This window comes from Psychrosphaera saromensis (assembly GCF_002954545.1).
Classification (GTDB): domain Bacteria; phylum Pseudomonadota; class Gammaproteobacteria; order Enterobacterales; family Alteromonadaceae; genus Psychrosphaera; species Psychrosphaera saromensis.
Genome location: NZ_MSCH01000003.1, coordinates 2555043 through 2569167, shown reverse-complemented (window position 1 = coordinate 2569167; position 14125 = coordinate 2555043). Strand labels below are relative to the sequence as shown.

Annotated in this window: 15 protein-coding genes; 6 read left to right on the top strand and 9 right to left on the bottom strand. The window is 37.5% G+C overall.

Annotated elements, in window-relative coordinates; translation table 11 throughout:
- Nucleotides 1-84: 84 nt before the first annotated feature.
- The 3 genes from BTO11_RS11675 (at nt 85) to BTO11_RS11665 (ending at nt 1891) form a co-directional block, all read left to right on the top strand.
- Entirely contained in the window at nt 85-522 is a 438-nt protein-coding gene (locus tag BTO11_RS11675) for a hypothetical protein (RefSeq protein WP_105052770.1), read from the top strand.
- Nucleotides 523-586: 64 nt separating this feature from the next.
- Nucleotides 587-1153 (top strand): hypothetical protein, encoded by a 567-nt coding sequence (locus tag BTO11_RS11670; protein WP_105052769.1) that lies wholly within the window; start codon nt 587-589, stop codon nt 1151-1153.
- Nucleotides 1154-1414: 261 nt separating this feature from the next.
- Nucleotides 1415-1891 (top strand): hypothetical protein, encoded by a 477-nt coding sequence (locus BTO11_RS11665; protein WP_105052768.1) that lies wholly within the window; start codon nt 1415-1417, stop codon nt 1889-1891.
- 194 nt (nt 1892-2085) lie between these two features.
- On the opposite strand, the gene BTO11_RS11660 is transcribed toward BTO11_RS11665, so the two are convergent.
- Nucleotides 2086-3975: a methyl-accepting chemotaxis protein gene (locus BTO11_RS11660; protein ID WP_105052767.1), complete on the bottom strand. Its 1890-nt coding sequence runs from the start codon at nt 3973-3975 to the stop codon at nt 2086-2088.
- A 433-nt stretch (nt 3976-4408) separates the two neighbouring features.
- On the opposite strand from BTO11_RS11660, the gene BTO11_RS11655 reads away from it, so the two are divergent.
- Genes BTO11_RS11655 through BTO11_RS11645 form a run of 3 tightly spaced genes read left to right on the top strand, consistent with a single transcriptional unit; the run spans nt 4409 to nt 6382 of the window.
- The gene (locus BTO11_RS11655; RefSeq protein ID WP_105052766.1) at nt 4409-5542 is read left to right on the top strand and encodes a saccharopine dehydrogenase family protein; all 1134 of its coding nucleotides are present in this window, start codon (nt 4409-4411) and stop codon (nt 5540-5542) included.
- Entirely contained in the window at nt 5535-6008 is a 474-nt protein-coding gene (locus BTO11_RS11650; RefSeq protein ID WP_105052765.1) for a DUF2269 family protein, read from the top strand. The genes BTO11_RS11655 and BTO11_RS11650 overlap by 8 nt, the downstream gene beginning before the upstream one ends.
- An 11-nt stretch (nt 6009-6019) precedes the next feature.
- Nucleotides 6020-6382 (top strand): DoxX-like family protein, encoded by a 363-nt coding sequence (locus tag BTO11_RS11645; RefSeq protein WP_219846467.1) that lies wholly within the window; start codon nt 6020-6022, stop codon nt 6380-6382.
- Nucleotides 6383-6462: 80 nt separating this feature from the next.
- On the opposite strand, the gene pyrF is transcribed toward BTO11_RS11645, so the two are convergent.
- From pyrF to serC, 8 genes are all read right to left on the bottom strand, one after another.
- Nucleotides 6463-7161: an orotidine-5'-phosphate decarboxylase gene (gene pyrF / locus BTO11_RS11640; protein WP_105052763.1), complete on the bottom strand. Its 699-nt coding sequence runs from the start codon at nt 7159-7161 to the stop codon at nt 6463-6465.
- A gap of 25 nt (nt 7162-7186) precedes the next feature.
- Complete coding sequence (locus BTO11_RS11635) at nt 7187-8338, bottom strand: hypothetical protein (protein ID WP_105052762.1); 1152 nt, start codon at nt 8336-8338, stop codon at nt 7187-7189.
- Complete coding sequence (locus BTO11_RS11630) at nt 8331-8537, bottom strand: LapA family protein (RefSeq protein ID WP_105052761.1); 207 nt, start codon at nt 8535-8537, stop codon at nt 8331-8333. Before BTO11_RS11630 ends, BTO11_RS11635 begins: the two co-directional genes overlap by 8 nt.
- A gap of 60 nt (nt 8538-8597) precedes the next feature.
- The gene (locus BTO11_RS11625; RefSeq protein ID WP_105052760.1) at nt 8598-8885 is read right to left on the bottom strand and encodes an integration host factor subunit beta; all 288 of its coding nucleotides are present in this window, start codon (nt 8883-8885) and stop codon (nt 8598-8600) included.
- Between the two features lie 203 nt (nt 8886-9088).
- The gene (rpsA, locus tag BTO11_RS11620; RefSeq protein WP_105052759.1) at nt 9089-10756 is read right to left on the bottom strand and encodes a 30S ribosomal protein S1; all 1668 of its coding nucleotides are present in this window, start codon (nt 10754-10756) and stop codon (nt 9089-9091) included.
- Nucleotides 10757-10881: 125 nt separating this feature from the next.
- Nucleotides 10882-11562, bottom strand: coding sequence for a (d)CMP kinase (gene cmk / locus BTO11_RS11615; RefSeq protein WP_105052758.1), 681 nt, complete (start codon nt 11560-11562; stop codon nt 10882-10884).
- 148 nt (nt 11563-11710) lie between these two features.
- Complete coding sequence (gene aroA / locus BTO11_RS11610) at nt 11711-13024, bottom strand: 3-phosphoshikimate 1-carboxyvinyltransferase (RefSeq protein WP_105052757.1); 1314 nt, start codon at nt 13022-13024, stop codon at nt 11711-11713.
- Nucleotides 13017-14099, bottom strand: a complete 1083-nt coding sequence (serC, locus tag BTO11_RS11605) for a 3-phosphoserine/phosphohydroxythreonine transaminase (RefSeq protein ID WP_105052756.1) — start codon at nt 14097-14099, stop codon at nt 13017-13019. Before serC ends, aroA begins: the two co-directional genes overlap by 8 nt.
- Between the last annotated feature and the right edge of the window lie 26 nt (nt 14100-14125).

Sequence of the window (14125 nt, the reverse complement as noted above, 5' to 3'; positions counted from 1 at the left end):
GCAGATGCATAATAAAGACTTTAAGGATAAAATAATAGCTGCTATCCATAAAATATTGTCATAGATCAAGAGAGTTAATAACATATGGTTAAAAAAACACCGACTATTATTCAATTAATAACCAGTGCATTTATTATTAGCTTAATTTCAGCCTGTAGTGCTGAACAAGGCGTCAATCAACAAACCTGTGACGAGCTATGTATTACAATGCAAAACCCACAGCTGAAAATAACATTAAACACCGACGTTATTTTAGTTGAACAGCAATACCAAATGCACATCACCTCAACACAGCCCATTGAGTCTATGTATATAGAAGGCTCCAATATGAACATGGGAACCTTGCCACTTATCTATAAATTAATAGAAAGCGACAACGGTAACTTTATTTACCAATCTTCATTTATGTTAGGTTTATGTTCGCAGCCAGAAATGACCTGGATATTAAAAGTAGAAATGGCCAACGATAAAACAGCCGAGTTTGACTTTGTTTCATATTGGCAAAAACCAGTACAATATTAGTCAGTTGCAGACATCATTTTTAAATGATAAAAATTAGATCGATTTATAATTAAAAGGAATTTATATGAAGTGGATAATAGTTATATTAACACTGTTAATAACAACACCTTCGGTAGCCGCACAATACACGCACGGTATAGCAATAAATCCCTTTAGATTATTTATTAATCCAACATCCTTAAGTGGTGGTGGAGAAACTTATACAGGTACATATTCTATCTTTAATAAAGAACAAGGTATTGAACATGCACTACCAGTACTTTACGCCAGCCAAAAGAACGACAATAATCCGCTAGATTTGTTTACAGCTGAATATCAATGGCGCAAATACGTCCAACCTATGAATGACGGTATTAATGTTTATTGGGGAGGCTTTACAAAAGTAGCTTATATTGAGGCCATCACGCGTAATAATTATGAATTGGATTCAACAGTTAAGCTAGGTGTTGGCGCTGTATTAGGTTGGACTTACTTTAAAAACAACGCCTACTTATCTGGCAATATACAATTTGGTAGGTACATAAGTGGTGAAAATAGTCATTTTTCGCATCCGTCAGTAAACTTTACGGATAAGAACGACAGAGCATTAATCGTATCAATTGAATTATTTAAGTTTGGCTATAATTTTTAAATAGTACAATTAAAGAATATCAACAACATCATCCTAGTAAATACTGTTAACCAGGATGTTACATTAATATTCTATTTAACATAATATACATTATGCGCATTTGCGTATGTAGTTAGCTAAGAGGGATATACGCTATCTTAAATTAATAGCTATCCTATATTGAATGCTTAACACAGCTTCTTTTTAAAAATCAACTTTGACTGTAACTAGACAGTCAACTAACTTAAACTCGGATAATTAATATTATATGGAATTGTATATATGGATGAACAAATAAAGCCTAAACAAGAGCTATGGTTCTTTATAAAAACCTTACAACTTTATAATCTAAATAGTTTAGCTCCTTGGTTTCGAATTCTATTTTTCAACTCATTTTTATTTACAGTCGTTGTTATTGCTTATTCACAAGTATTTTCTTATTACGAAGATACACCAAGCATTTGGTTTCAACGCAGCGGTTCAATAATTGTTATTACTGCAATAATACTTGAATTGAAGCATAAGAATAAAATGAACCTCTTATATTCATTCACCCAAAAACTAATTATAGACAACTTAAAAGTAGATTTAGAACCTAGTAATAAGCCTTATTACTCACTATCAGCTGATAATGAAATGCGTGAAATTATTAAACCGTATGATACTTTGGTAGAAATAAATCTAATTGTTTGGGCTATCATTGGAACTATGATTTGGGGATACGGAGATATCATTTATAAACTGTTTAATTCTATCTAAAAACCCACAATTTATTGCTTAGTCCAGTTTACTTAACTTCTTCCTCACCACAATAAGAAGCTAGTTCCTTTTGTTTCAAAGGTAATCAACTTTAGTAATATTAGAGTAATTAATTTCATATTTTCTCTTGTTGATTATACGGCTAAATAACAAATCTGGAGCTTTAAATCCTAAGTATCTTGATTAACTTCGCACTAAACCTTAAACGTTAACACTAGTTTTTCTAGTTCATAAAACTGCGCTTTTAAGTTGGTGCATTCGTTTAGCGCGTCGGATAAGTTTTGTTGCCCTTTGGTGGCAATGTCTCTTATATGGTGAACATCGTTATCAATTGACTGAGTTACATTGTTTTGCTCTGTGGTGGCATTTGCTACGCTGTGATTAACTTCATCTATAGCACCTATCACTTTACTCACGTTTTCCATTTGCTCACCAGCATGTGTTGCTTGTTCAACGGATGCTTGGGTGTCGGCTAAGCTGGACTTCATTGAACTTACGGCTGACGCGGCACTTAATTGTAATTGACCAACCGTTTCTTCAATTTCGCGAGTCGACTCTTGCGTCCTAAATGCCAATTGACGAACCTCGTCGGCAACAACCGCAAAACCTCGGCCAGCTTCGCCAGCTCTAGCGGCTTCAATTGCAGCATTCAGTGCTAATAAGTTAGTTTGATCACTTACGCCTTTAATAACTTCTAATACCTGGCCAATACTAATTGTGTGCTGTTCAAGACTTTCAATTTCTTGTTCAGCTTCTGTCATTTTATTTGCTAAGTTTTTAATTACGGCAATGTTTTTATCTAACGAGTCATGGCTAGAGTTAGCTTCAGCATTAGCGTTAGAAGCAAGTTCAGATGCGTTGGTTGCATTGGAAGATATATCACGAGCGCTAGCTGAAAGGTTTTCTATGGCTAAGGTTAAACCGTCGGTCAATTTAGTTTGATCCGAGTACATTTCCTGTGTGGCTGTAGTGGACTCCACTAAGTTCTCTACGCTGCGCTCTAATTGTATGGTGCTGGTTCTAACTTGTTCTATAGAGCCATGTATTTTTTCTATAAACATATTAAAGTGATGAGAAAGCTCGCCAAATTCATCGTTGTTCTCAACTACTAAACGTTTAGTTAAGTCCCCTTCTCCTTGTGATATATCTTTGATGGCGTCACTTAAACGTTGCATAGGCTGCATTAAATATTTCAATAAGGTTTGCAGCATAATGACGATAACAATAACGCCTAATATCATATAAAGCGCCGCCATATTCCTAAAGCTAGAAACTGACGAATATGCTATTTCTTCTCCGATAACCACACCTAAGTACCAATCTACATTTTTAATTCCGCTGATCTTTATAAACGACACTAAATGGTCAGTTTCATCTAATTTGACTGAGGCAAATTCAGCGTTTAACGCTAGGTCCTGGTTAAACAACTTAGACATAGGCAGGCTGTTATATTTTTGTTCTGGGTGACTTAAGATCTGTTTATTACTGTCGACTAAAAACGCATAACCAAAACCTAAAAAGTCGATACTGTTGACGATCTCAGTAATAGTAGTCATGTCGATATCGCCACCGGCAACACCTGAAAATTCGGCATCTTCAAATATAGGTACAACGGCTGAAATGATTAATTCGTTGTTGGTTGCGTCAATATAAGGTGCGGTAAAGGTGGTGGTTTCTTGGTTTTTAGCCAATTGATACCAAGGTCGCTCACGGGCGTCGTAACCGTCTGGTAATTGAATCGTTTGGTCGTCTAATATAAAGGTGCCATCTACTCGCCCTATATATACGTTTTTAAAGCCCCCTGCTTCATCAGCAAGATCTAGACGTTCCAATATTTGGGTTTTGGTTAAGTCGTTGTTATAGACATTGGCAACACCTGAGACAATAGCAAGTTTACCGTTAAGCCAGTTAGAGATGTTTTGTGAGACCGACTCTGATATTTCATGCAGTACTTGAGATAACTGCTCTTGAGTCTGATTTTGCATTACAACAAAGTTATTTACGGTAAATAAACCCAATACAAACACTAAAACTAAAGACGCAGCCAGCGTAACTTTGGTGGTGAACTTTAATGATTTGAGCATAGTTCTCTCATTTTTTGTTAGGTTTGATTTGGCGATTTTTGGTTGATTATCCAGCTAACTTGTATCTGTATTTTTATACGCTTTTAAACGACATAAAGTTTTATCGGCCAAAATCAAAATTCTTTTATTATTATTTTCATTGTTAAACAAGAACATAAGCTTTAGGTACTGTTATAAGAAATAGTATAGAGGGAAACAATACTCGCCGACAAACCTATATTATTTGTTTGTTTTTTATCCAAAGGTTGAGTATGACAGGTTTGCTTGATATTTAAACAATCTTTGCTGGCTGTTTTATCCAGATGGTTTTGTTAAGCTTTTGGTGTGTGCTTTTTGTTAATATTCTTAACGATAGGAATAACTTAGCTTTCTTTACATCCAAATAACCCTAAGGCAATATGAATAGCATACATTAAGGATTAGAGAACTATACATGCTTGTACGTAGAGTATTAATTTTGGGTGGTTACGGTAACTTTGGTAAACGTATCGCCGAAAATTTATCTGAAGTAAAAGACATTACTATTATTATCGCAGGAAGAAACCGTAACAAGGCAAAAAAACTATGTCAGGCATTATCTTTAAACGGCGCTAATGCAGTACTAGAATCTGCGGTTATCGATATTTATCAAGCAACATTTGTTGATGAACTTAAATCATTATCCCCTGATCTTGTTATACATACCGGTGGGCCTTTTCAGGGACAAAACTACCACGTCCCACAAGCGTGTATTTCTATAGGCAGCCATTACATTGATTTAGCAGATGATCGTCGTTTCGTTTGTGATATTACGTCACTTAATGACGCTGCCAAAAACAAAGATTTATTAGTTGTTTCAGGCGCTAGTTCAGTACCAGGGTTATCATCTACGGTTATAGATAGTTTCATCGGTGAGTTTTCAAGTCTTAGTGAAATTGACTTTGCAATTGCCCCAGGAAATAAAGCGGAACGAGGCGAAGCGACAGTTAAAGGCATACTTTCCTATACCGGCCACCCTTTCTCTGCATTTCACAATGGTGAATGGATTAACCAATATGGTTGGATGTCTCCTAGAAAATTAAACTTTGGCTCAGGCCTTGGTAAACGTTGGCTGGCTAATATCGACATTCCCGATCTTGAGTTGTTTCCTGAACGTTATAAACCAGTTAACACGGTTAAATTCCAAGCTGGATTAGAACTACCTTTATTACATTTTGGTATGGTTTTCATGGCGGCTTTAGCCAAAGTTGGATTAATAAAAGACTGGTCTAAATTTACTAAACCTATTTTTAAATCTAGTGAGTTATTTAAACGATTGGGCACTGACAAAGGTGCGATGCAAATAAACTTATCCGGCTTAGACGATACAAACCAAGTAAAACATATTAAGTGGACGCTAAATGCCAACGACAATATTGGTCCTTACATCCCTACGATTTCAACCATAATTATTGCAAAGAAATTAATAACAGGAAGTATACAGACCAGAGGTGCAACACCTTGTTTAGGTCTTTATACATTGGAAGAATTTGATCAAGAAGCAATGCCTCTAGGTATTTTCCACCAAACGGAGAAAAACGTTGGATAACTATCTTTTATTAAAAATGATACATATTTTAAGCGCGATGATCATAGCGGGTACTGGTATGGGCATCGCTTTCTTTATGTTTATGGCCAACCGTTCTTCCAATGTAGAAGCCTTGGCTATAACTGCACGTCACGTGGTTCTAGCCGATTGGCTATTCACAACGCCTGCCGTAATAGTCCAGTTTGTCAGCGGTATACTTCTTATGCTTAAGCTAGGTTATACATTTACTTCAACCTGGTTTTTATGGGTGATTACATTGTTTATATTTATAGGTGTATGTTGGGTTCCCGTTGTATTAATCCAGTATAAACTTAGAGCACTTGCAGACTCGTCGTTAAAAATCGGAACCATAGACCCAAACTTTAAAAAAATGATGCGGTTATGGACGGCGTTAGGTATTCCGGCTTTCATTTCAATATTAGTGATCTTCTGGTTAATGGTGTACAAACCATTTTCAGTTATATAGGAGCTTATACAGTGAATTCTAGGCTTTATTTAGTGGCGAGACTTAGTTTGAGTTTTTTGTGGTTGTTTACGGGGATCACATCACAGTTTTTTTCCAAACAGATTGGTTACGATGTCTTAGCTAATATTGGAATTACAGATAGTTTTGCAGATTTGATTATTTTATCTGGCAGTCTTTTAGATATGTTCATTGGTGTATGGTTGCTGATAGGCAAAAAATTGAAGCTTTGTTATCTTATTCAGTTGGTTACTATCATATCTTATAGCTTACTACTGACGATTATTGAGCCTGAGTTCTGGCTACACCCGTTTGGCCCTCTTACCAAAAACATTCCATTGTTAGTCATGATTTATTATTTATACAGCAAAGAATAAAGGCTTTTAAACAATAACGCAGATACGTTATTCAAGCGTATTTGCGTTATTGTGTATATACAGTCTTTAAGACAGTGCAATTAGCTATTAAGTGAGCTGTATATTTCTTTCATGGTATTAATTGGATCAGCTGACTTGGTGATTGCTCGGCCGATAACTAAATAATCAGAACCTGCATTAACTGCTTTTTCTGGTGTCATTATACGTTTTTGATCATCTACTGAAGCGTCTGCTGTTCTAATACCTGGCGTGATAAGTTTAAAGTCTACGCCATAGTTCAGTTTTAGCATTTGTGCTTCTTGTGCTGAGCATACAACGCCGTCCATTCCTGCTTTATGTGCTAAACCAGCTAAAAAGTTTACTTGCTGCTCTGGTGATTTGGTGATGCCTAAATCTAACAAGTCTTCTTCTGACATTGACGTTAATACCGTTACAGCAATTAACAAAGGTGCTTTGTCGCCATAAGGTTTTAATATGTCACGCGCAGCTTGCATCATTTTACTGCCACCAGATGCATGAACGTTAACCATCCATACGCCTAAGTCGGCTGCCGCTTTAACGGCTTTTGCTACTGTGTTTGGGATGTCGTGGAATTTTAAATCTAAAAATACATCAAAACCTTTGTTTTGTACTTCTGTCACAAACTCAGGGCCAAAATGAGTAAACATTTCTTTGCCTATTTTTAGGCGGCAAAGGCTTGGATCTAATCTATCAATTAAGGCTAATGCTTCTGACTTGTTTTCAAAGTCTAATGCTACAACAATATTTTTCTTATCCACGTTTTCTTATCTCACTAACTATTTGTTAAATGCCATCTAATCCGGTTAACGGTTTCATTGTTTGCCAACTGTTACAGGCTGGGCATCGCCATGTAAAGTAGTTGGACGAAAAACCACAACTTTTACATTCGTAGTTGGGTTTTAATTCTATATAACGGTTGAGTAACTTGAGCAGTTGGTCAAAGTGAGAATTAGACATAAACTCGCGTTCTAGTTCAATTAACTTTGCAAAGCCACGTACACTTGGTACTTGCTGCAAATGCTCAATGATATATTCTCTGCCTGACTCCAAGCCGTTTTCTTTTACTATGTAATCCGCCATTTGGTTATGGGCGGTTACGCTGGTAATGTTTTTGTCTTTAATTAACCAATATAACCATGCAGTTTGTTCAAACTCGTCAACAAAACATTCAGGCGCTATATTAAACAACGCAGGAGCAAAGCTCGGCTCGTTGTCTAAAATTGTAATAATGAATTCACGCGATTTTTGTTTTTGATTGGTGTCCATATACAACTTAGCCAAGGACACTAAACTACGAGTACAACCTGAGTTTACTTTAAGTGCCCTTTTGTATAATTGTTTTTGGGTTTTAATGTTTTCGGTCTTGTCCGCTATTTCACAATAAAAGTGACTCACTAATTGGCGGTTCTCTGAGCTTACCTGGCCATTTGGCACATCTAAAAATACCTTAACGCCTTCATCCCATTCACGAGTTTGCTCGTAGATATGTAAAGCTAATGTTAACGCGTCGTCAGCTCGGTCACTTAGCATCATAGGTTCTAGGGCGTATAGTGCCCTTTCTAACATTCCCGCCGATAAAAAGTCCTGAGCTAACTCTAACTGGATGGTTTCTTTTTGCTGAAGGGGTAATTCTAAATGCTCGGTTTTTAATAAACCTTCATGGATGGAAATGGCTTTGTCTATTTCACCTTTTTTGCGAAATAACTGTGCCATGGTCAAATAATTATTAATACTGGAAGGTGTATCGTCGAGGTATTTGATCAATTGATCAAAAGCTTGTTCTTCTTTGTTATTCAATAAAAGGCTAACACTGGATGTTAGCGCACGATTCATTGAAGCTTGTTGTTGCTTTAACTCTTTTTTAGCACTGTGCTTTCCCATTACCCAACCATACGCGACGGAAACAGGTAACAATAAAAATAGCAACTCAAGCATTAGGTTTTAATTTCTTTAATAGGAAGATTAATAACGCAGAAAGTAAGCCAAACACAAATGCACTGTAAATTACTGCAGCTAAGCTCATTTCTACTCTTACAAATAATAAATTTACCGACACAAGCTGGCCGTTTTCACTGCCTAAAGCTAATGCGATTATGATAAGAATAATTAAAAAAATGTATGATAAAACTTTCAATAGCGAATACTCCGTTTATCCAAGAGTATTAGGCTATTGTAACTAGCAATTAGAGTCAATCTAGGATTGCGGAAAATCCACTCTTTCTCGCAATTCTTTACCCGGTTTAAAGTGAGGAACATACTTCGCCTCTAAATTAACTGACTCACCTGTTTTTGGATTACGGCCAACTCGTGGGGCACGGTAATGCAATGAAAAGCTGCCAAAGCCACGTATTTCAATACGTTCACCGGCTGCCAGGGTTTCTGCCATGTTATCAATTATGCTTTTAACGCCTAACTCTACGTCTTTAATTGGTAGATTTGGGTATTTTTCTGCTAATGCTTCTATTAGTTCAGACTTTGTCATTTTTTCACCTAAGTAAAATAGTAATTGTCCGTTCATAACGAACCAAGTGTTTTATATGGAATTCGAATTAGTGTAGCACCAAAATATATTTATGCACTTCAATAAGTTACATTTTATTTATTAAAGACCATAAAAATGATTTTGTAAAATTTTTGTATAAAAAAAGGGAGCTATTAAGCTCCCTTCTCACAAACTAATTAATATTAGTCTTTTTGTGCATTTTTGAATGCTGCAGCCATTGCGTTTTCAAACTCAGGAGTTTGACTTTGCAAGTTATCAAGTGCATTTTTCTCGTCAGCAGCGTGGATAGCTTTAATAGATAAGCTAATAACACGATTCTTACGGTCAACACCAACAAACTTAGCTTCAACTTCTTCACCAGCTTTTAATACTGTAGAAGCGTCTTCAACACGTTCTGCTGAAAGTTCAGATACACGAATGTAACCTTCAACTTCAGTACCTAGAACAATAGTAGCGCCTTTAGCGTCAACGTCTTTAACTTGACCTTTAACTAAAGAACCTTTCTTGTTCGCTTCTAGGTATTCACTGAACGGGTCAGAATCCATTTGTTTAACACCTAGAGAGATACGTTCGCGCTCTGGGTCAACTTGTAAAACAACAGCTTCGATTTCGTCGCCTTTCTTGAATTCACGTACTGCGTCTTCACCAGAAACATTCCAAGAAATGTCAGATAAGTGAACAAGACCGTCAATACCGCCGTCAAGACCAATAAAGATACCGAAGTCAGTGATAGATTTGATGCTACCAGAAACACGATCGCCTTTATTATGAGTTTTAGCGAATACTTCCCAAGGATTGTCTTTACATTGTTTAAGACCAAGAGAAATACGACGACGTTCTTCGTCTATCTCAAGAACCATAACTTCAACTTCGTCACCTAAGTTAACAACTTTTGAAGGATGGATGTTCTTGTTTGTCCAGTCCATTTCTGAAACGTGAACAAGACCTTCGATACCGTCTTCGATTTCAACGAAACAACCGTAGTCTGTAAGATTAGTAACACGACCTTTAAGACGTGAACTTTCTGGGTAACGACCAGCAATATCACCCCAAGGATCTGAACCTAATTGCTTAAGACCTAGAGAAACACGGTTTTTCTCTTTATCAAATTTAAGTACTTTAACGTCTATTTCGTCACCAACTGCTACGATTTCACTTGGGTGCTTAACACGTTTCCAAGCCATATCAGTGATGTGTAATAAACCGTCTAAGCCACCAAGGTCAACAAACGCGCCGTAGTCAGTAAGGTTCTTAACGATACCTTTAACTTCTGAACCTTCTTCAAGGTTAGCAAGAAGCTCTTCACGTTCTGCAGAGTTTTCTGTTTCGATAACTGCGCGACGAGAAACAACAACGTTGTTACGTTTTTGATCAAGCTTGATAACTTTAAATTCTAATTCTTTGCCTTCTAGATGAGACGTGTCACGAATTGGACGAACATCTACTAGAGAACCTGGTAAGAAAGCTCTGATGCTTTCAACTTCAACAGTGAAACCGCCTTTAACTTTACCAGAGATAACACCTTTAACGATTTCTTGTTCTTCACAAGCTTTTTCAAGGCGTACCCAAGACTCATAACGTTTCGCTTTTTCGCGAGATAAGATAGTTTCACCGAAACCGTCTTCGATTGACTCTAACGCTACGTCTACTACATCGCCTACAGCAACTTCAAGCTCACCAGCGTGGTTTTTAAACTGAGCTGCAGGAATTGCAGATTCAGATTTAAGACCAGCGTCTACTAATACTAAGTCACGGTCAATTGAGATAATTGTACCTTTAACAATTGAACCAGGGCGTGTTTCTATCGTTTGAAGGCTTTCTTCAAATAATGCTGCAAAATTTTCTGTCATTTTTTATCTTCTAATGGCCAAAGAGGCGTTCCTGCGACTAAGGGTTGATTTTTAACTTGTTACGTCCATGCTAACAAGGCTGTTAATTATGTTAAAAACCTTTTAAAACAAAAGGTCGCCAACTGCTATTTACAAAATTTAGCTTCTACAACTGAAATTAGCTGTTGAAACACTTCTTGCGCTGATATATGTGTCGAATCAACTTCGATAGCATCCTCTGCAGGCACCATAGGCGCTACTGCTCGGTTAGTATCTCGGTCATCTCGAGCTTGTATCTCGCTCAAAAGGTCGCCGATTTTAACATCGTGACCCTTTTCTTTCAACTCCAAATAACGTCTATTCGCCCTTTCTTCGGCGCTTGCCGTAAGAAAAACTTTAATTTCCGCATCAGGAAAAACAACCGTTCCCATATCTCTGCCATCGGCAATAAGACCAGGTAGTTGTCTAAAAGCACGTTGACGGCGTAATAATGCTTCACGAACACGCGGCAATGCTGCGATTTGTGAGGCTATACCACCAACTTCTTCGTTTCGAATCGCTTGCGTAACTTCTTCGCCTTCTAACACAATCTTAGAACTTGTTTCAGTCGACAAAAATTGAACGTCTAAGTGCGCAGCAAGAGGCATTAAGCTCTCTTCATCTGACGGTTCAATTTGATGATGGATGGAAGCCAATGCTAATACTCGGTAAATTGCGCCACTGTCTAATATTTCCCAACCCAATTTCTGAGCGAGTAAACGACAGACTGTGCCTTTACCTGCTCCGCTCGGGCCATCGATAGTGATAACCGGAATTGTTTGCTCCATAAATACTCCATAAGGTGAATTTGCGGGCGAGATTATACTTGAAATACAATAAAATGAAATTGATTTAACAGTAATTTATTTAACGCATAAAAGCCCAGTTAAGGGCCTTTGCATAAATATGAGAAAATAACGAGTAAATATCTAGTCGTTATTTGACCAAAGAGTTGAATCGAGCAAAATAATCCGGGAAGGTTTTGCTGGTTACTTTAGGGTCATTGATGGTTACGCTTTGTTTATCAAACGCCAATAATGAGAAACACATTGCGATACGGTGATCGTCATACGTGTCTATTGCCGCGTGATTTATCTCATTTGGGGTTACGATAATATAATCGTGCCCTTCTTCTACCGTGGCACCAACTTTTTTAAGTTCAGTTGCCATTGCATGTAAACGGTCTGTTTCTTTTACACGCCAGTTATATATATTTCTAATCGCTGTGGTGCCTTTAGCAAATAATGCAGTTGTCGCGATTGTCATTGCCGCGTCTGGAATATGATTCATATCCATATCAACAGCGGTTAACTGACCATTTGAAGTGACCGATATATGATCGTCATAATAGGTGATTGTTGCCCCCATTTTGGCTAATACGTCGGCAAACTGAATATCACCCTGCACACTATTTTTTCCAACACCATATACATTAACCGGTCCGCCACTAATCGCGCCAGCCGCTAAAAAGTAAGAGGCCGATGATGCATCACCTTCCACCATAAAATCGCCTGGTGAAACGTAAGCTTGGCCACCATCAATAACAAACGATTGATAATTGTTGTTGGTAATATTTACGCCAAACTGTTTAATGATATCTAACGTTAAATCTATGTAAGGTTTAGACACTAATTCACCCACCATGTTTATGGTGATCGTGCGTCCCAATAAAGGCGCAGCCATTAATAATGCAGATAAAAACTGACTCGATACACTGCCATCTATATTAACTTCTGAACAAGTCACTTGTTCAAACGGGCTCAATTGTAGAGGTGGATAATTTGTATCACCTAGATAATCTATTTTTGCACCTAGTGGTAATAACGCATCGACTAAATGACCAATTGGTCTTTCAAACATACGCGCTTCGCCAGTTAATTCGGCATTAATACCAGAAAAAGCAAGCACAGCAGCCAATGGACGCATAGCTGTTCCAGCGTTACCGAGAAATAGAGGTTCGGTTGGTGTATTAAATTGACCACCCTTGCCATTAACGACGCAAACGGTTTTGTCATCGTTTAATTCAGTATTAATACCTAACGATTTTAACGCCGTTAACATATGACGAATGTCGTCACTGTCTAATAAGTTACGTATTGTTGTTTTTGTCTCACATAATGCCGCTAATAATAAGGCGCGGTTAGAAAGACTTTTTGAGCCTGGAACCGTTACATCGCCACTAAATGCCGTAATATGTTTTAACGTTAATGAGTCATGTTTGTTTAAATTAACCACTTCTTTATTAAGCATGAGTACGTTCAAACTCCTGCATAAATTCAACTAGCGCTTTAACACCTTCAAATGGTAAGGCGTTATAAATACTCGCGCGCATTCCGCCAACGATACGATGACCTTTAAGTGCCAATAAGCCATTATCTTCAGCTTGGCTTAAAAATTGTTTATCTAACTCATCATTTGCTAAGAAAAATGGAATATTCATGCGTGAACGATTACTCGCGGCAATATGGTTTGAGTAAAAGTCAGACTTATCTATCGCGCTATATAAGTATTCTGCTTTTTTGATATTAATTTTTTCTTGCGCTTCTACGCCACCACGTTCAATTAACCAATCAAACACTAACTTTGCTAAGTAGATTGCATAAGTCGGTGGAGTGTTAAACATGCTGCCGTTTTCTGCGGTTAACTTGTAGTTAAGTATTGATGGAATTGAATCACTGCTACGAGATAGTAGTTCGTTTTTTATAACCACAATACTGACGCCAGACGGACCTATGTTCTTTTGTGCGCCTGCGTATATTAAACCGTAATCGTTGACGTTAATCTGGTGCGATAAAATAGTGGAGGACATATCAGCAACCACTGGAACGTCAAATTTGGGTGCATCAAAAATCTCAATACCATCTACCGTTTCATTTGGACAATAATGTAAAAATCCGCTTTGTGGATCAACTTGCCACTTATCAAAGTCTTGTACGAACTTATTGCCCTGCTCGTCGGTACTAACATAATCGGCTGCTGTGATATCAGCAAACTTTTCAGCTTCTGCAACTGCAGACTTAGACCAAGAACCGGTAACCGCATAATGCGCTTTTTTATTTTCAGTGATCAAGTTCAATGGAACTGCTGAAAACTGCCCTCTACCGCCACCATGCATAAATAAAATACTGTAGTCGTCGCTGATGTTTAATAATTTTTTAATCCCAGCTACGGCTTGGTCGTATACTTCAATATAAGACTTACTTCTGTGGCTTAACTCCATAACCGAACAACCAGTATTATTCCAATCTCTAAATTCAGCTTGGGCTTTGATCATTACTTCATCAGGTAGTTTGGCAGGGCCAGCGCAAAAGTTATATACAGTCATCTTGTTCTCATTTTGGATGCAATTTG